Below are 20,073 nucleotides of genomic sequence, written 5' to 3' on the forward strand. Positions count from 1 at the left end.
CTTACTGACAATCACACAGTTCGCGGTCAACATAGGTTTTGTTGCCTTTTGAATTGAAATAATAGCAGCCACCACTTTTGCCAATGTAGAGGGCATTGCCATTATGAACCCTACATTTGGTGTCCACGTTTAAAGAAGTGCTTCTATAATCAAAACGCTTGTTTTGTAGCGCATTTTGTACGGAACTGGGGAAGTTTGCAAAAAAATCATTGTCTGTCTTACGTTCAATGTCGGCTACGGTAGTCACAAACCGAATCCAGCCCGTGTTTTGAACTACACTATTTTTGTTAGGGAAATCTACCGCAATGATGGGGGTATCGCTGTTGATGTCGTTGAGAGTAGCATTTTCGGGTAAAACTACGATGATTTTGTAAATTCGGGCAGGTACCTCAATCTTGTCGTTGAGTTTGTTTGTTGCACCTTTTGTTCCTTCGCCCCCCGTACCGTAAGTACCCGCAGTGATGAAGAGCTTGTGTTTTTGGGCGACCAATTCTCGGCAAAATTCCTCCAAATAAGCCCATGCCTCGCGGTTGAGTTCGGGGGCTTGCGGAATCATGTTGGTCATCAAAAAAGTACTCGAATTGTTGGCAGTAGAATTAGTACGGTCGGCTGAGGGGCATAAATGTCCTCGGTCAAAACCCGAATTAGAATACTCGTTGGGAGTGACTTTGTGCCAATTCTGAGGCAAAGATTCATCGGGACGAAAATCATTTTGACGGTCAACACTTCCCAACCAACTTTTGGATAACTCCCACGAAACCCAATTGGCGTACCCTTTTGAACGATTATACGATAAAGCGTATTGTGGCTTGATAATCAGATAGTTGTTGGGAGAGGAAACATTGGCTTGTGCATTGCTTGGATTGCCCATAGTTAAATGCGTACTGTTGATTTTGACGCTATTAGGTGGCGGCAAGCAACCTACCAATATCAACAAAAGGCCAATTACATAAGCAAGCGAACGACTCATTTTTATCAGAATAATATTTGGTTGTGTATCTTTGGCAAAGGTCTGCTTTTTCTTATTCTTAATCAACATACTGCCTAATTACTGTTTTATTTATTCGGTTTATGATACTTTTCAAAATTGCTCTTTTATTGTTCTTTCCTGCTCATATCGACTTTGTACAAACTAATATCAAAGGCAATACTACACCAGCTTCTATCGGCATCGTGGGCGACACGTCTGATGTATCAGTACCTACCCTCAACGCCTATGTATTGGGCGGAGGCAGCACCGATGTGAAGGAGGCGCTCCAGTGGATGATTGAGCGCGCCAAAGGTGGAGATGTGGTCATAATAAGGGCAAGCGGTACGACGGGTTACAACGATTTTATTTATGGATTGGGCGGTGTCAATTCCGTCGAGACATTGCTGATTAATTCGCGCGAATTGGCCCTCCATCCCAGCACCGCTGCACGGATTCGGCAGGCGGAGTTGTTGTTTATTGCAGGCGGCGACCAAGGTAATTACGTGAAGTTTTGGCAGGATACACCCGTAGAAGATGCCATCAACTACTTGATTCATGTCAAACAAGCGCCCGTGGGTGGCACCAGCGCGGGGTGTGCCGTATTGGGGGGCGTAAGCTTTGCGGCCCTCAACGACGGCATCAATTCGGTCGAAGCACTCACCAATCCTTTTGATCCCAAAATGACCTTGCTCAACGGTGGATTTATTGATATTCCAGTACTTAAAAATATCATCACCGATACGCATTATAGCAACCGAAGCCGACACGGGCGACACCTAGCGTTTTTGGCCCACATGAAAACCGATGGAATAAAGAAGCCAAAAGGTATTGGTGTGGACGAAAAAACGTCGGTTTGCATTGATGAGAAAGGCATCGCCCGCGTATTTGGTAGTCAGGCGGCTTATTTTCTATTGGGCGATGCTCGAAGGCCAGAAACTTGCGAAGAAGGCAAAAAACTAACATGGAACCGAAAAAAGCGAGCAGTTAGTGTCGTTAAAATTGCCGCTACGCCAGAAGGGGCTGGTATGTTTGACTTAAATCGTTGGAAACCTCTTACTACGGGCACTTCGGGATATTGGTTTGCAGAAAATGGCGTTTTGTTTGAAAATTAATGGGGAGTCGTGCAACCTAGGTTTTCTTTTTTGCATCTATCCTTCAAAACCAATTATTCAACCAAAAACAGCCTATACAGCAATGAAACGTTTATCATTATTTTTGTTGGCCGCCTTCTCTGCCACGGCGCTTTACGCCCAAAAACAAGTCTCAGCCCGTGAAATTTTTCAAGCCATTGATAAGCACCAGTCGGTTCAGTACGACGGAGTGGTTATTACTGGCGATTTGGACTTTACTGAACTTTCCAATCGAAAAATAAAAAAAGAAAAGGGCTGGGAAGAAATAAAAACAACCGTAGAAGTCCCTGTTGTATTTCGGAATTGCACGTTTAAGGGCGATGTGATTGCGTACAAACGCCTTGAAGAAAATGGCAGTCGTACCAAAATATTCAACATTGAAGTAAATGATGGCACCACGTACTCGGCTGATTTTCGTGAAAATGCCGTCTTTGAAAATTGCACTTTTGAAAACGGCAGTGAATTTAAGTATTCAACTTTTTCAAAAGTGGCCAACTTCGCAGGCAGTAAGTTTGCTGAGCAGGCCAATTTTAAATACGCCAGATTTCGGCAGGATGCCTTGTATACCAACATCCGATTTGAAGATTATGCCAATTTTAAATACGCTGATTTCTCCCGCCGAGCCGATTTTCAGGAGGTACGTTTTCGCGATTATGCCGACTTCAAATACGCCGAATTTGAGGAAAAAGTAAATTTCGCGGGCAGTCGTTTTCAGCGAAATGCCGATTTTAAATACGCTGATTTTAATGCGGGTGCTTCTTTCGATAAAACCGATTTTGACGGCAGCGTTGACTTTAAATATTCCAACGGTAAGCGCTACGTGTCACGATAGATTCTTTCTCGTTTTTAATCGCATCATGAAGCCTCCTTTTTGGAGGCTTCGTCTGTTTTAGGGAGGCTTACATTGGAATTATTCCCTCGGTTGTTTCAATTCATACATTTTATTGTGCAACACAACCTTTATTTTAGGGGTATTTGTACCTAAGAAGCTTGTACTCCCAAGCTGATTTCGTAAATTTGAAACCTTTATTTTGAAAATAACTACCGAGAGTAGGATGTTAAGAGTTCGCAATTGCCTGAAAAAGAGTATAGTACGTTGTTGCCTGTTATCTGCATTTTTTCCTGTCTTTGCTATCATTCCTGTCTTTTCGCAAGTAGGAATCAGTTTCCCTACCTCGCGCCTTGTATTTCAACGCTCAGCCAACAATTCGGCCACGTTTGTGGTCAGCGGTACCTACCAAGAGAGCATTCCCGATCAAGTCGAAGCCGCGTTGGTTCCTTTTGTGGCGGGGCAAGGAACGGCAACCAACTGGCAAATTGTGGAGAAAGCTCCCGTAGGAGGTGTCTATTCAGGAACCATTTCGGGCGGAGGTGGTTGGTATAAATTGAAAGTCAGAGTCATTAGGAATGGAAAAGTAACCGACAGTACCGAAGTAGACCGAATTGGGATTGGAGAAGTATTTTTGATTGCGGGACAGTCAAACGCGCGCGGCATCCAAAACTACGGAGCACCTGCCGCCAATGACGACCGGGTGAGCTGTTTTAATTACCTAAATGCTTCATTTGACCCCAATGAGTTGCCCGAACCGACTTTTTCTCACTTAAATTCCGACAGTTATATTGCCCCGTATGGATACTCTGCTTGGTCTTGGGGAGCATTGGGAGATTTGTTGGTAAGTCGTTTCAATGTGCCTGTGCTATTTTATAACGTAGCTTTGGAAGGCACCACCAGCAGGTCCTGGCGCGAAAGCTCGACGGGCTATGCTTCCAACCCCTATACGGGCGGAGTTTATATAAATCAGCTGCCTTATTCACAGTTGAAAGTAGTGTTACGCCAATTTACCTCGCTTACGGGGGTGAGGGCGGTGTTGTGGCATCAGGGCGAATCAGATACGCAATTCAACCTTTCTGAATCTGAAATAGTATCAAACCTACAGCAGGTAATTGGGCAAAGCCGCAACGATGCCGGGCAAAACATCAGTTGGGTGGTTTCGAAAGTTTCCTATAATATGTTTGCTTCCAAAGCGGTAATTAATGCCCAGAATACCGTCATTAATTCTACATCTAATGTATTTGAAGGACCCTCAACCGACAATATTCAGATTCCCCGGCCTGATGGCGTTCACATTCAGGGCAATGCCCTAACCACGCTTGCACAACAGTGGAACCAAAGCCTAAATTCCCATTTTTTTAACCAATCCAATCCCATCGCGCCTTTACTGTTGCCGGTTATTAAAGTAGGTTGTACCGATGATAGCCGGGTTAAGCTCATGGTCGAGGGAAATTTTACGGAAGTAAGCTGGAATAATGGCGAGCGAAACAATACCATATTGGCTAGTAATGGCGTCTACAGGGTAAAAGCGAAGGATTCATTTGGCCATTTTATGTATTCAAGCTCTGTCAGCGTAGGCGATAATACCCGCCGCGCGCTTCCAAAACCATCCACTCCCTCCATACTTACCAATGGCAATTTGGTGTTTTGCGAAGGGGGAAATGTTACGTTTTCTACGCCGCAGGCGGCGGGTTACCGATGGAGTAATGGCGCTACTTCTCAAAGCATTGTTGTAAAGGATGCTGCAAACTATTCAGTTCAAATCAAGGATGATAAGGGCTGTTGGTCTGATTTTTCGGGCAGTGTAAAAGCAACTGTCAATCCCATTCCGTCGGTTCCGTCGGTGACGGCCAAGGGGCCATTGACTTTCTGCGCCGATAAAAGTGTAACGTTGGCCGTAGAGGAGAACAGCGTTGTTTCAACCAGTACCGTATTAGAATGGAACAGTGGACAAAAAACAGGTACAATTGTCATAAATCAGTCGGGTGATTACGCGGTTAGGGCGGTCAATCAATACAATTGTGCTTCTGCTTATTCCAATACATTGAAGGTTACGGTCAATCCCCTACCCACCACCCCCACCATTATAGCAAATGGCGCACTTCGCTTTTGCGAAGGCAGTAAGGTGGTCCTATCAACGGATTCTTTTTTGCCAACCGTTTGGAATGAACAATATTCAACGCCAAGGCTAACCGTAGCGGCCTCGGGCCGCTACACTGCCCGAGTGACCGATGGGTGGGGGTGTAAATCGCTTCCTTCAAAAGAGGTTGTGGTAGAAGTCAACCCCGTGCCTGCCCGTCCAGTCATAACCAAAGCTGGGCCATTTGCGATAGCGGCCGAAGGTAATTATCTACCCAATATTAATTTTAGGTGGACCCAAGAGGGAGGTTCGCAGAACACAGTGACTACCCAAAATATATTAAAGCCTTCGCAAACAGGCAATTATACAGTAGTTGCTTTTTATGACTTGGATGCTAAAAATACGTGCGCTTCCTTGCCGTCTTTTGTGTACAGCTTTGTTTTTGATTTTGCAAACAATGGATTGAGTGTTTATCCCAACCCGAGCCGTGATGGGGCCTTTTCCATTGAGACGTATAAAGATATTAAAAATGCCCGACTCCAATTGATCAACGCCGAGGGGAAACAGGTGTATGAGGAGTCTGTTCCTGTGTTGATTGGCCCTATGGCCCTTAAATTCCCTTCTTTGGCCCCTGGTATATACTTCTTGAAAATACAGGGCGAGAATCAGATTCCATTGACCAAAAAGCTGTGGTTTGTGCCCTAATCCTTGGCATGAAAATTGACAAAGAATGAATCAGCAGTTGGATTGTTTAGGTAAATGATGTTATTTTGCGGGTCAATTTTTGGGAAGCATTCATTTCCTAAATGACAACTTAACTATAACAATTAACTTTTAACTCAAATAACGCGCACGCAACTATGGCGTTAATCAACAAAATCAGGGAACGATCAGGTGTAGCCGTTTTGATCATTGCCGTTAGTTTAATCCTCTTTATTGTTGGAGGTGACATTTTAGGAGCCCAAAGTATGTTTGGGGGCAACAGTCAGGCAGTAGGTGAAATTGCAGGAGAAACCATCGACTACAAAGATTTTCAACTCAAATTAGACCAAGCCCGTCAGGCTTTTGAAGCACAGAGCGGTCGGGCAGCTTCCGAAGCAGAACAACAATCACTGCGGGAGCAGGTCTGGAATCAATACATCGTTGATTTTGCGTACAAAAAAGAGTACGATGAATTGGGATTAAAAGTAAGCAATGATGAGTTGGTAGATATGGTTCAGGGTAACAACGTAAGCCCCGCCATTCAGCAGTCATTCACCAATCCCCAAACGGGTGTTTTTGACAAAACATCGGTCATCAGTTATTTGAAAAACCTTAAAAATTTGCCTCCAGAGCAACAACAGGCATGGCAAAATTTTGAGAAAAGCCTAGCCCAAGACCGTGTTCGTCAAAAATACGAAAACCTGTTTCGCGTAGGTACTTACGTAACACGCGCCGAGGCTGAAAAAGAATACCAAGCTCAAACGACCAAAGCAACGCTGAAGTATTTGTTTGTACCGTTTTATTCAGTAACTGACACAACCGTGAAAGTGACCGATGCGCAATTGGAAGATTATCTCGCCAAGCACAAAGACGAATACAAAGGTTTCGATTCACGTACCATTCAATACGTAACGTTTCCGATTGTCCCTACCAAAGAAGACAGTACGGAGTTATACAACAGAATTAAGGAATTGGCGCGTGGTTTAGCTACTGCTCCCAATGACTCTACGTACGCCCGCATCAACTCTGACGTTCCAACCAAATTATATTGGTCGCTTTCTGAAATGACCGATCAATTGAAAGGCGCTGTTAAGAGTTTTATTCCTGGAAGTGTAAACGGACCTTACCGCGAAGGAAATACTTACTTTATCTATAAGTACGGCGGTACCAAATTGGATACTGCCTACACCGCAAAAGCAAGTCACATTTTGATTCGTGCCCAAGGTACAAGCGATTCGGCAAAAGCAGAAGCACGTACAAAAGCCGCCGATTTGTTGAAGCAATTGCAAGGAGGAGCTAATTTTGAACAATTGGCCGCGGCCAACAGCGCCGACCAAAGCTCAGCCCAGCGCGGTGGAGACCTCGGTTACTTCCGTCAGGGAGCCATGGTGAAACCATTTAGCGATGCGGTGTTCTCAATGAGTGGTACTGGTCTGATTGGACGATTGGTAGAAACCGATTTTGGATTCCACATCATTAAGGTAACAGAACCCAAAACCAATGTGCTGTACAAAATCGCGGCCATTGGCAAAACCATGACGCCTAGCCAAACCACGAGAGATGCCATTTATGCTAAAGCAGACCAGTTCTCGATTGAGTCAAAATCAAAAGCGGCTTTTGACGAGTCGGTGAAGAAGGATAAGTCGTTGATAGTTCAGACGGCAAACCGTATTCCTGAGTCGGCAACCAACATCAACACCATGCAAAATGCGCGTGAGATTGTACGTTGGGCGTTCAACGAAGATACCAATGAAAATCAGGCATCGCCTGTTTTTGAAACAGACGAGCAATATGTTGTGGCCATTTTGACTGGAAAGTCGGACAAAGACAATCCAACGATTAACGATTTCCGTGACGAATTGACCTTGAAAGTACGTAATCAAATCAAAGCGGAGCAAATCACTAAAAAACTGAGTGGTATTCAAGGCCCAACCCTCGAAGCCATTGCTCAAAAATATGGCGCAGGTGCCTTGGTTGAAAACGCCAATGATATTTCGCTGGCTACGGGCTTCTTGACCAGTGCGGGGCTTGACCCAATCGCATTAGGAAAAGGTTTTGGTTTGAAACCTGGCAAAAGAACGAAAGTATTTACGGGCGAAAATGGCGTATTTATTATGGAGCAAGTTTCTAGCACTCCAGCGCCTGCCATTGGAGATTACTCAATGTATAAAGCCAATTTGCAATCGAAAAGCTTCCAGGCGAGTTTCTTAGTAAACGAAGCCGTTCGTGAAAATGCCAAAGTGGTTGATAACCGCGCTAAATTCTTTTAGTAGGACATTTTTATTCTTACACGAAAGCCTGTCAAGTCACTTGACAGGCTTTCGTGTTTATAAGAAGTAGTTATGGCTTATTTCTGTGAATTGGTAGCAGAAGGAGCGATGGGCGTGCATCCCGCAATTTGTACTTGAAATGTACTTCCCTGTTCGGCTTTGAAGCCCGCATTGAGAGAAACAGCATTTCCTGCTTGGTAGGTCACAGTGGCACCCGATGCAATTGTATTGACGGCTGTAATGGATTCAGAAGCTTCTAAGGATACACTTTGACCGTTAGTGATTGGGCTATTAAGAGTATATTGCGTTGGGCAGACTACTTCGAATGTTTGGTCAGTAAATGTTCCATTTTTTGCATAACTTCCTTTAAAAAAGGCTCTTATCCTGACCGTTCCGCCCTGCCCAGTAAGCGTAATGGTGTTGCCAGAAAGGGTTGCTGGGCCCGAAATAAGCAGGTACTCAATGGTTTCGTTGGTAGGACTGCTGCTTGCTGTAAGCATGAATGGAGGCGACGAGGCGGCTTTTGTACCAATGCTCGTAAATTGAATGGAATAAGGTGTAATGCTTCGATTTACCTCAAAAGTTTGCTCCACAGGAATCGCAGGTCGGTAATTGGCATCTCCGTGTTGCACGGCCCTGACGGTCACTTGGCCGGGCGCTCCCGTGAGTGTCAAAATGTTGCCAATAACGTAAGCGGGCCCTGAACTACTAAAAAAATGGATGGGACTGAGGCCTGAGCTGGCCGTAGCCGACAATGAGACATTGCTGCTTGTGTTGAGGGTGATTGATTGATCAGCAATGTCGGTAAAGCTGATGCTCTGGGCCATTCCTAAACAGTTGACGGGAATATCTTTATGGTAGTTAGTAGATAAACCGTCGGGGTCGGTAACGGTTAAATAAATGCGGTAGAAATAAGTGGCATCTCCGACCTCACAAGGGGTGCCATCGAGCACAGTATTGATTACATTTCCAACTTGAGTGGGGTTTCGGTGCTCGTGTCCGTTATGGACCAACGCAACCGTCCAACTCAGCTGGAGGCTATCCGTGGGGCTTTGCGCGTCGGATACCACAGCCGATAAGGTCAAAGGGTAGTCTACCGATGCAGAAACCCCGTTGATTGTATCAAGGCTAATGCTATTGATGACTGGCGGAGTACTGTTAAGATAAATGTAGGTAGAGTCGCTGCTACTGAGGCCTGTGCCGTTTGTATCTCTCACGGTCAGTTTAACTTTGTACTTCTGTCGTCCGTTGGTGGGTGGATTAAATAAATAATGCGGGGCCAATCCCGTGCTGAAGGGACTGCCGTCGTTGATGCGCCATTCGTAGGTGAGAGAGGTCCCTTCGGGGTCATAGGATTTTAAAGCAGTAAACGCAACGGGTAAAGGCGCTAAACCGCTGTTGACATCGGTCTCAATCTTGGCCACGGGCGGGAGATTTGAGAGGCTATAATGCAGCTTTCTAACTTCGTCGCAGGGGTTGGTACTTTCAGATACTCCAGTGATATAATAGATGCTTTCGTCCACCTCGTTATAGGCCAAATGAACTACTTTTTGGGAAGCGGTCATAAAGTGGCTGATGCTTACGGGGTCATGGTTGGCGTTTAGCTTTAATACTCTTATCCATTTTCCATCGTAATCGGCCATAAACAAGGCGTTTTGGAAAGCGGCTGGGTACTTAGTGCCAGTGTAGAAGACACCACCCATCGTGGATGCTCCCGAAAAACTAGGGCCGGTGTAGGGAAACTGTGCCGAGCCTATCTGAACTTTAGTCGTTTGATTAAGATACACATTGGCATCGGTTGTGAGCGAGCGGTATTCCAAAATCGGCTTTCGGTGGGTGCTAGGAGCGTAGTTAGGATCGTTCCAAGGGGTATTTACTCGCTCTAAACCTTCATAAAGCGGCCATCCAAAGTTTTGGTTGGGGGCCGTCACCGTATTAATTTCTTCCCTTGAAAAATTACCCACGTCTCCTACGACCAGCACACCGGGGTCGCCGTCTTCGGGGTTGTGGCTGCCAGAATTGGGGACCAATGTCATGCGGAAAGGATTGCGTAATCCTTTTGCCCACATTCTTGAGATGGCGGCTCGTGGGGTACTTGGGTTATACAATGGGTTGGAAGGAATACCATTGCCCGTTTCGGGGTCAATTCGTAATATTTTTCCGTTGTGAGAATTGTCAACCTGAGAGCGATAGGCACCAATGTTATGGGCTTGGGTAATCACCCCCGCATCAATGGCCTGTTGGTAGTTGCCTTCGTTCCCTCGGTCATACACCCCAGCGTAGGCACCGTCGCCCGTTGAAACCATCAGGGTGCCGTCGTCGCCAAAAACCATACAACCACCTCCGTGATTATTCCAAATGATGGGGATACCATCAGAAGGGGTGGTGCCCAGAAGCACCAAACGACTGTTGTTGACGAGTGCCGTAAAGCTTGGCGTGGCGTTGATATTGGCTTTGTAGCGCGTTATGCGTACAATTGAACCTGTTTGGTCGGAGCCATCATTTCCGTTCATTCCAGTCAGCAAATAAGTTCGGTTGACGGCGTACATTAGATAGAGATAACCGTTGGTGAGGAAATCAGGATGGAGAACGACGGAGACCAGTCCTAAGTCGTTGTTACTCAGTACTTCATAATTAATATCAAGTAGAAGGTATTTCTGGGCGTTTCCGTTGACATCGAAGCGTATGGCCCAAACTTTTCCGTTTTTTTCCCAAGTATACATTTGCCCCACTTGATCAAAAACCACACCTACCATTCCTACAAGGTCGCCGTTGGCGCCTTTCACTTTCAGTTGACTTTGAAACCCAGAGGGTTGACTGCGGACGGTGGTAATAAAAGCAAACAAACAAAGAAATAAAGCAATTCGCATGGTTAAGTGTTATTGGTAATGAGGATAAGCCGATAGATAAACCCTTAGGGGTTTTCAATTGGCAAAATATTAGAAAAAAATGGTACACTCAAACCTACGTAAATTAAACGAAAAAGTATTTCGATACAAAAGAAGCAATCATTGACCTAGAGAAGGCAAACAAAAACCCCGCACTGTGGCGGGGCTTGCATATATAATAGAAGGGTTTAGTGTAATCAGTTTTTGTCGAGCGCAATGATACTTTCGGTTTCATACGTCCCGCTTTCAGTACGTAGATTGTAGACGTGCGTTACGGTACGTACTGCGTGTTGAATAACGCTAATTTCGGCCGTCACAAAACGCCCCGACACGGCATCCCTCACAAAAACCCAATCACCAACTTGGAGTTGGTTGATTTTTTTTCGACCCGTTAAGGTCAGAAGCGGGTGCGTGGCGGTTGCTTCTAGCGCAATCAGGCCATCGCGCACTTTGGCGCTTACCCACGCTTGTCCGTGTGGCTTGATGAGCAACCGAGTGAGGGTAAAACGGCCTTCGTGGATTTCAATTTGCTTTACTTTTCCTTGAAAAATACCCGATAACATTTCGCCTTCTGTAATTGAAGAAATTGGCTTTTCGCTCCCGTCGGCTAAATTGACGAAGGTCTCGGCGGGAAAACAAAAATCGTTGGGGTCTTTTACTTCGGCTGAAGTGGAGTCAGGGGCACTTTCGGTTTTAAGTTGAGACAACATATAGGCTACACAAACCGCAAAGCCATTTGCCATGGTATTTCCAACCTTTAAATCGCTCATGTATTGATTCCAAACCTCTTTGGGGGCAAGTTGATTGGGAATGTACAATTTGATTTGTTTGCCTTGGGTGCTGAAAACGGCTAATGTCCCAATCCCGTTCATGGCAGTTCCTTCCGAAATTTTATACAAATAAATTTTTCGTTCGATACCATCATTCAAATTGAATTCAAATAGTCCGTCGGCTCCTTCGGGGCGGTCAAAAACGTAGCCTTTTTCGCGGATGTACGTATGTTTCTCCACACTTTTAAGGGAAAGTGCTTTGACTTTGGCGTATTCGTCCAGCGTAATGGCGCGCATGTTGTTTTGGGCCAATACACTTGTACAAGCCGCCAAGAATAAAATAATAATGGATTTCATCGGAGAGGGATTAGCTGACAGATTTGGCAAATGCCTCCTTAAATGCTTTCATTTCGTCCATTGTACCAATACTAACGCGGCACCAGTTCTGTTGGTCAAAAAACCAACTGCGTACACTTACGCCTTCAGCCATCATTTTTTGGAGCAATACCTGCCCTTTTACTTTGATGGGAAACAAAACAAAGTTGGCCGACGAAGGTAAATAAGTATAATCCATTGACTTGAGCGTATCATAAAGGAATTTTTTCGACTCTGCGGTGTTTTTCAAGACCATTTCCTGAAATGCCTTGTCTTTGAAGCTCGCAATGGCCGCTGCTGCCGAAGTGGTTGAGACGGTAAAGCCTCCCGAACAATACTTGCGTAATTCTTTCAAGGTCGCTGGCTGACCGAGCGCATAGCCGATTCTAAGCCCCGCAAAGCCGTGGAGTTTAGAGAGAGTTCTTAAGATTAATACATTTTGACCTTTGCGAACGTGCTCAACCATACTGTCGGTGGCAGGGTTTGGAGCATAATCAATGTAGGCTTCGTCGACCAATACGGTTGATTTTGGCGAAGCCGTGTCACAGAATGAGCTAAGTTTAGCCGAAGGCAGCATTACTCCCGTAGGATTGTTTGGATTACAGATATAAACCAAACTTGTATCCGCACTTAAGCGCGTGTCCATAGCGTCCAAATCATATTGATAGTCTTTGGTCAACGGGACTTTTATGGTAGGCATGGTGGCACCGTCTTCACGGGCATCGCGGCCTGAGATGTAGCAAGTTTCGGCCATCATCACTTTTCCTTTTGCCCCTGCCATCAGCAGACTTGCCATGAGGAGTTCGGAAGAGCCCGCCCCCAGCAATACTTGGTCGGGAGAAACTCCATTCATTTCGGCAATTGCTTTTCGCAATTCCATCGTCACAGGCCCCGCATATAGAAAAGACTTGGGAGCGGTGTCAGAAATGGCCTTGATGGCTGCCGTAGAAGGCCCCCACGGGTTCTCGTTGGAAGAAAGTCGGGCTTTGATTTGCGGAGCTGCCGCCAGCATCGCTTCGTGCGCCAATTCGAGTTCACGCTCTGCATAAACATTCAAGATTCCCTGGGTAAAAACAGGGGCAGCGTTGACGGGATTTGCCTGTCCGATAGTTAAGCCGGCAGAAGCAAGTAATCCTGACTTGAGCCAATCACGACGGTTGAGATTTGATGACATAGGAGTAATGGATAAGATGAACGGTTTGTTTGCAGGGAGGAAAGTGATTGTTCTCGCTTGGCAACGATGAGCAATTTGGTATAAAAATAAAGTGTAATTGTTTCAGTTTAAATTATCTTATTGATAATCGTTAAAAATTGGAAAAAGATAATTTTTAACGATGTTTTATAGATATATAAATAAACAAAAAATATAGTAAAAATCAATATTATGAACAAAAATACATAAAAATAGAACTAAATAAAATGAATTAATCAAAATTTATACATTTTACTTTAAAAATTAAAAGTAAGTAATTTTCATGAGTAATTTAATTAAGTAGGGTATTTTGTTAAAAAACTAGAATAATATTTTGCATAATCTAAGAAATTATTGTTTTTTTCTCATAAAATTAAAGAAAAACAAAAAAATATAGAGTATACGTTTGGTAATTTGTAATCAACGACATACTTTCGAGTCATAATTACAAAAAAAGTACAATTTACTACTTATTAATATTCTTCTTTAGCCGCACTTGTAGAGGAATATTAATCCGAGAAAAGAACTCTAAAGAAGAATAACTCTTAGCTCGAAACGGTGTCGGCCTTCAAAAGCTGCTGCCCAATCTTAACCTAAACACATTTAAAAAAACTGTCATAATTAAAAAGAACGTAACTGCTCGTCAACTTGCCGTTATTGATTTCTTAAACGATAAAGGAGGGAATGTCCTCTTGCTTGGCCACGCTTGCCCGACTGTAACGATTGTGGGTGCTTATGCGGCCTGTACCGACAAATTCGGTATGGTCGGTGCGTAGCGTGAAGTGCAATTATTACTAACACTAATCAACCAAACTATTACCAGATGAAAAGACTTCTACTATTTTCTGCTCTGTTGGCAATAAGCTGGGCAGGATATGCCCAGCGGATGGTCACAGGTACAGTAACCTCCAAAGATGAAGGTGTTTTGCCAGGGGTAAACGTTCTTCTCAAAGGTTCACGGACGGGTGTTGCCACTGACGGAACTGGTACTTTTAAAATAGCGGTTCCAGACGACAACGCTGTATTGGTATTCAGTTTTATCGGTTATGGAATACAAGAAGTACCCGTGGGCGCTCGCTCTACCGTAACAATCGAAATGTTGCCTGATGTAAAAGCACTTCAGGAAGTTGTCGTTACGGCTTTTGGTATTGAAAAAGAAAAGAAAGCCTTAGGGTATACGGTACAGGAAGTAAAAGGGTCACAAATTGTGGAAGCCCGCTCCAACAACGTGGTCAACAACTTAGCTGGCCGAGTAGCTGGGGTGCGTGTTCAGAGTAACGGTGGGCCGGGTAGCGGCTCAACGGTACAGATTCGGGGAGCGTCTTCGGTATCAGGAAACAACCAACCCTTGGTTGTGATTGACGGCGTACCCATCGACCAAAGTACGTCCAGTTCAATGACCAGTGGTGAAAAGCAATTTGGCGGTGGTTTGTCGGAAGTAAGTCCTGACAACATCAAAGACATCAGCGTATTGAAAGGGCCCAACGCCGCCGCGCTATACGGCTCACGGGCGGCCAACGGGGTGATTTTGATTACCACCAAAAACGGTGCGGGTACCAAAGGAATCGGTGTGGAAGTAAACTCCAACATTACCTTTGAACGTCCTTTGGTAAAGCCTGATTTTCAGGATATGTATGGAGGTGGAAATGGCTACCGCACTTGGTACTCTGACGGTTGGTCGGGTGCCATCACGGGCGCTGCCATCCCTCAGTACCGCGCGGCTTACGGTCCTACGGCACCATTGTTTGGTACAGACGGAACAGACGAAAGCTGGGGCGCACCCTTAGACGGCCGTTTGGTTCGTCATTGGTGGTCGGGCACTGAAGTGGCACCGCTTACTCCTCAGCCCAACAACTGGGAGGAATACTGGGAAACAGGTCAGACGCGTACCAACAACGTTGCGCTTTCGGGCGGAAACGATAAAGGTAATTTTCGTCTTTCGATTGGTCGTATGGGTCAAGAAGGGATTATGCGTAGCAACGATTTTTACCGCAACAACTTCAAACTCAATACGGGCTACAACTTTACCCCTAAACTTAACGTAACACTTTCGGCCGAATACATCAAATCGGGGTCTAAAAACCGTGGGTATCAAGAAGGTCAGCAGTTTATTTGGTCGCACCGCCACGTATCGTGGGAGCAGCACAAAAACTACGAAGACTATACCGCTACGCACATTCAGCGCGCACTTCCGGGTCGTTTACCAGATAGCGATCCGCCAAACTGGCAGCATACCTTCTTTACAAACCCTTTCTTCATCAATGATAAGTTGCCATTGGGCAACGTGAAGGACCGTTTGGTTGGTAACATCGCCTTGAATTATAAAATTACGCCTTATTTGAGCCTGATGGCGCGTTCAGGAACGGATTTCTGGTCGGATACGCGTATCAATATTATCAACTTTGAGCGCGTTCGTAACGGAAACCGTACGCCGGGTCAATATTCAGAAGAAGTATTGCGGGCGCAAGAAACCAACTCTGACGCTATCTTGACGTTCAATAAAACGGTTGCAAAAGACCTTTCAATTACTTCCCAATTCGGAGGAATTCTTCGTCAAAATTACTATAAGCGTAACTTTACCCGAGTGGGTGAATTGGTGGTTGACGGTCTATACAACCTCTCAAACTCTGTACCAAGCCTTAATACGGTAGAAAGTCGGATTGAAAAAACCGAAATGCAGTCACTCTTTGGAACTTTTCAAGTGGGCTGGCGCAACGCATTATTCCTAGACTTGACGGCCCGTAATGACTGGTCAAGTACGCTTCCTGCCGATGCTCGTTCTTATTTCTACCCTTCGGCTTCGGTAAGTGCGGTTTTTACCGATTTGCTTAACATTCAGAGTTCTATCCTGACTTTCGGTAAAGTGCGTGCCAGCTGGGCGCAAGTTGGAAACGACGCCCGTCCTTACCAGTTGAATCAGGTGTATCGTTCGGGTGGTGCGTGGAACGGCTCTACGCCGCAGTATTTCGAAAACGTCACGATTCCTAACTCGGGCTTGAAGCCTGAAATCACGACAGGTATTGAATTTGGGATGGATTTGCGCTTTTTGCGCGGCAAAGTGGGCTTAGACCTTACTTACTACAACCAAACTTCACGCAACCAAATCCTCGGGGTAGAAATTTCAAAAGCAAGTGGATACAACAACCGTATTCTTAACGCGGGAGAAATTGAAAACAAAGGATTGGAAATTGTATTGAGTGGTACGCCTTTCAAAGCAGCTAACGGCTTCACTTGGGATGTGGCGGTCAATTATGCCCGTAACCGAAACAAAGTAATTGCCTTGGCCGACGGACTCACCACCTTGATTTTGCACCAGCAGCGCGGTCTTAACTCCGAGGCACGTGTAGGAGAGGCTTATGGAACTCTATTTGGGATTGGATTTGAACGCAGCCCCGATGGCCAGATTATCTACAGCAACGGCTTGCCGGTTGTATCCACTACGCCACGTATTTTGGGTAATATACAGCCCAAATGGACGGGTGGTTTGAGCAACACCTTTACTTACAAAGGCGTTTCACTCTCGGCTTTGGTAGATGTACGCATTGGCGGTGACTTCTTCGACGAAGGTACTGGTACCGCTCGCTGGACGGGTCAGTACGAAGAAACGGCCGTGGGTCGTGAAGAGGGTATCATCGGAAAAGGTGTGAAAGTGGTAAGCACAAACGCCGATGGTTCGGCCGTTTATGCGCCAAACGACATCATCGTAGCTGCCAACCAATTGTATGGTTATAACAACCCACGCCGCTATCACGAAGCCGTTATCTACGACGGAAGCTACGTAAAACTGCGCGAAATGACGCTAGGATACAGCATTCCTGAGGCATTGTTGAAAAAATACATGATTCGTACCGTGAAGTTCTCGGTGGTAGGTCGCAACTTGGCGATTTTGTTCAGCAACCACACCCACATTGATCCAGAAGTAGACCGTTTCGGTGGAAACCGCCAAGGATTTGCTTATGGAGAGTTGCCCAACTCACGGAGTTTAGGATTTAACTTGACTTTTGGATTCTAGCATCCGCTAAGGCAGGGCCTTACGGGCCTTGCCTTAGCGTTCATCAAGGTTTAATCAAAAAGACTTATACTATGAAAAAATACATACTACTTTCTTTGGCACTGATTCTTACGGCAACCTCGTGTACGAGTGAGTTTGACGAGATGAACGTGGACCCCAACAACCCCACCAAAATCAGCGCCCAGTACCTGCTGCCTTATGCCCTTGAGCGCTCCATTGACCGTTATTGGGGAGGTAGAACCCGTTTTGAGCGTCTTAACCTCGACGGAGCCATGCTCTGGATGCAGTATTTGTCGCGCAATATTTATTCAAACGAAGGAGATAACTACGGTATTTCCCCGGCAATGCAGAACAACAACTGGCAGGGCTTCTTCAATGATGGCTTGGTAAATTATCAGCGTATCATTACCGAAACTGGTCCCGAAGGAACGGCTCCCAATGCCAATTATGAAGGCGTGGCGCTCGTGATGCGTTCGTGGTTGTTTTCGGTGATGACCGATATGTGGGGCGCGATTCCTTACAGTGAAGCATTGAAAGGAACGTCGGCTGAACCTAACTATTCGCCTGCCTACGACTCACAGGAAAAAGTATATGAAGGTCTGTTGAATGACTTAAAAATTGCCAACGAAAAACTGAACCCCGCTGGTCCTGCTATCCTTGGCGACATTGTCCACAACGGAAACATCATGCGTTGGAAGCGCTTTGCTAACTCACTGAGATTGCGTTTGGCAAACCGTCAGGCGGCCAAAAAACCAGCAGAGTCGCGGGCTATTATGCGGGAGATTCTTAGCGACCCCGTTAAATTCCCCATCATCACGGCCAACGCCGACAATACCGTTTTGCGCAGTACTTCTGTTTTGCCAAGCAACAATGAATGGCACCAAGTGTTGATTCAAGAAAGCCGTACCGACTGGAACATTAGCAGCACCTTGGCCGATAAAATGAACAGCCTGAACGATACCCGTATCACAGTATACGCCACACCCGTAGGCGGTAAATACGTTGGTCACGCCAACGGCTTACCCGATGCCATCGCTACCACTTACCTCGCAACAAGCTCAGGTGTGGGAACGGCCTTTACCCGCATTGATGCCCCAAGCGTACTCATGACGGCTTCGGAAGTGAACCTTATTTTGGCCGAAGCAGTGCTTGACGGTGACATCACCACGGGTACTGCCAAAGGTTATTTTGAGGCAGGCATTACCGCTTCTTTTGAACAATTTGGACTCACGGTACCTGCCACTTATTTTGCGACGGTGGGTGAAGTAACCCGCGAGAAAGTGTTGGAGCAGAAATGGTTAGCGCTTTATGGAGTTGGTATTGAGGCATGGACGGAATACCGTCGTACGGGTTTTCCTGTGTTGCCTGCCAAAGACCCACGCGCCGTGTTTGAAAACGATGGCGTATTACCTACCCGTTTACCGTATCCGGGAAGTGAATACTCGCTCAATAAGGCAAGTTTAGACAAAGGAATCGCCCTCAATGGAGGTGCCGATAACATGAAAACGAAGCTTTGGTGGGCAGAGAAATAATCGTAATTTCACATTGATATTTAATCTTTAACAAATACAAACAAACATTCAAACCAATGAGCCAGAAAATTGACCGCCGCAGTCTTTTAAAATCAGGTTTTATGACCCTCGGAGGAATTGCCGCCATGCCCGCTATCGGGGCATTTGCCAACGTTCCCTCGCGCGTAGATGCAAATGGTAACATTTTTCACAGTCCTTTATTGCGGGAGACATTCTTGGAAAATCCTCCAAAGACTCCTCCCACCATGATTCGTATCAATGCCAACGAAAACCCTTACGGCCCGCCAATGAGCGCTCGCAAAGCTGTAGCAGAATCAGTGGCAACGGGTAGCCGTTATTCGTGGAAAGAACTGGAAAACCTCGTAGGCAAAATCGCGAAGAAAGAAGGCGTAACTCCTGACCACATCATGATGGGCCCTGGTTCATCCGATTTGTTGGAGAAAGTAGCCCTTGTATTGTTTGCTAAAGGTGGAAACGTCGTTTCGGCCGACCCAACTTATATGTCACTGGTGAAAGTAGCCGAAGCTACGGGTGCCTCTTGGAAAGCCGTTCCTTGCAAAGGCGACTGGTCGCATGACCTGAAAGCCATGGAAGCCGCCATCGACAAAGACACCAAGCTTGTTTATATCTGTAATCCTAACAACCCAATGGGTAGCATCACCTCGGGCAAAGAATTGTTGGATTTCTGCTCACGCGTGGCCGACAGAGTACCCATTTTTGTGGACGAAGCATATCTTGAACTAGCCGTGGGTGCCGATACCCAAAGCATGGTATCCTTGCTTAGCCAGAAGAAAAACGTCATCATTGCCCGTACGTTCTCAAAAATCATGGGTATGGCAGGTTTGCGCGTTGGATACATCGCGGCATTGCCTTCAACGCTTGACAATATTCAGAAAATCACGCGCGGTGGGATGGGTATTACCCAAACCTCGATTGCTGCGGCCGTGGCAAGTATGGACGACAATGAGTTTCAGGATACAACCCGTAAGCTCAACCACGAAGTAAAAACGTACCTCTGCAAAAACCTCGACCGTATGGGGTATAAGTATGTAACTTCTTACACCAACTTCGTGATATTCCCCATCAATATGCCGGGCAAAGAAATGCTCCAAAAAATGATGGCCAAAGGAATCATGGTGCGTGGTTATGAGATTCAGGGAAAACCCTGGTGCCGCGTAAGTATGGGTACAATGGACGAAATTAAGCAGTTCGTCAGCGCATTAGAAGCTATTAGTTAATTAGGAGTGAGTAGGCAGGAGTCAGTAGGAAATGGTTTCATTCTCACTACTGACTCCCCACTACTGATTCCTCACTACTCCC

12 protein-coding genes are annotated in these 20,073 nt (G+C 45.8%); 7 read left to right on the top strand and 5 right to left on the bottom strand.

All coding sequences use genetic code 11. The features are described 5' to 3' along the window. Position 1: 1 nt before the first annotated feature. Entirely contained in the window at positions 2-1,039 is a 1,038-nt protein-coding gene (locus NCI00_RS19630) for a DNA/RNA non-specific endonuclease (protein ID WP_253530405.1), read from the bottom strand. 32 nt (positions 1,040-1,071) lie between these two features. On the opposite strand from NCI00_RS19630, the gene NCI00_RS19635 reads away from it, so the two are divergent. The 4 genes from NCI00_RS19635 to NCI00_RS19650 all read left to right on the top strand — a co-directional run bounded on the left by NCI00_RS19635 (position 1,072) and on the right by NCI00_RS19650 (position 7,984). Further along, positions 1,072-2,082 carry a cyanophycinase gene (locus NCI00_RS19635; RefSeq protein ID WP_253530407.1) on the top strand — a complete coding sequence of 337 codons (1,011 nt, stop codon included), beginning with the start codon at positions 1,072-1,074 and terminating at the stop codon, positions 2,080-2,082. Positions 2,083-2,164: 82 nt separating this feature from the next. Continuing rightward, a complete protein-coding gene (locus NCI00_RS19640) occupies positions 2,165-2,932 on the top strand; it encodes a pentapeptide repeat-containing protein (RefSeq protein WP_253530408.1) in 768 nt (255 codons plus the stop codon). A gap of 223 nt (positions 2,933-3,155) precedes the next feature. Next, positions 3,156-5,717: a sialate O-acetylesterase gene (locus NCI00_RS19645; protein WP_253530409.1), complete on the top strand. Its 2,562-nt coding sequence runs from the start codon at positions 3,156-3,158 to the stop codon at positions 5,715-5,717. Positions 5,718-5,872: 155 nt separating this feature from the next. Then, on the top strand, positions 5,873-7,984 hold the full coding sequence (locus NCI00_RS19650) for a peptidylprolyl isomerase (RefSeq protein WP_253530410.1): 2,112 nt from the start codon (positions 5,873-5,875) through the stop codon (positions 7,982-7,984). 77 nt (positions 7,985-8,061) lie between these two features. Here the strand turns inward: NCI00_RS19650 and NCI00_RS19655 are convergent, their stop codons facing one another. From NCI00_RS19655 to NCI00_RS29385, 4 genes are all read right to left on the bottom strand, one after another. Beyond that, positions 8,062-10,854 (bottom strand): PQQ-dependent sugar dehydrogenase, encoded by a 2,793-nt coding sequence (locus tag NCI00_RS19655; protein ID WP_253530412.1) that lies wholly within the window; start codon positions 10,852-10,854, stop codon positions 8,062-8,064. Positions 10,855-11,069: 215 nt separating this feature from the next. Then, the gene (locus NCI00_RS19660; RefSeq protein WP_253530413.1) at positions 11,070-11,999 is read right to left on the bottom strand and encodes a Hint domain-containing protein; all 930 of its coding nucleotides are present in this window, start codon (positions 11,997-11,999) and stop codon (positions 11,070-11,072) included. A 10-nt stretch (positions 12,000-12,009) separates the two neighbouring features. Further along, positions 12,010-13,191 (bottom strand): pyridoxal phosphate-dependent aminotransferase, encoded by a 1,182-nt coding sequence (locus NCI00_RS19665; protein WP_253530414.1) that lies wholly within the window; start codon positions 13,189-13,191, stop codon positions 12,010-12,012. Between the two features lie 683 nt (positions 13,192-13,874). Continuing rightward, a complete protein-coding gene (locus NCI00_RS29385) occupies positions 13,875-13,997 on the bottom strand; it encodes a hypothetical protein (protein WP_256498287.1) in 123 nt (40 codons plus the stop codon). A gap of 35 nt (positions 13,998-14,032) precedes the next feature. On the opposite strand from NCI00_RS29385, the gene NCI00_RS19670 reads away from it, so the two are divergent. The 3 genes from NCI00_RS19670 (at position 14,033) to NCI00_RS19680 (ending at position 19,991) form a co-directional block, all read left to right on the top strand. Beyond that, a complete protein-coding gene (locus tag NCI00_RS19670; protein WP_253530415.1) occupies positions 14,033-17,221 on the top strand; it encodes a SusC/RagA family TonB-linked outer membrane protein in 3,189 nt (1,062 codons plus the stop codon). A 71-nt stretch (positions 17,222-17,292) separates the two neighbouring features. Next, positions 17,293-18,753 (top strand): SusD/RagB family nutrient-binding outer membrane lipoprotein, encoded by a 1,461-nt coding sequence (locus NCI00_RS19675; protein WP_253530417.1) that lies wholly within the window; start codon positions 17,293-17,295, stop codon positions 18,751-18,753. A 56-nt stretch (positions 18,754-18,809) separates the two neighbouring features. Further along, positions 18,810-19,991 carry a pyridoxal phosphate-dependent aminotransferase gene (locus NCI00_RS19680; protein ID WP_253530419.1) on the top strand — a complete coding sequence of 394 codons (1,182 nt, stop codon included), beginning with the start codon at positions 18,810-18,812 and terminating at the stop codon, positions 19,989-19,991. Positions 19,992-20,073: the final 82 nt, after the last annotated feature.

Source organism: Runella salmonicolor (genome assembly GCF_024158025.1).
Lineage (GTDB): Bacteria > Bacteroidota > Bacteroidia > Cytophagales > Spirosomataceae > Runella > Runella salmonicolor.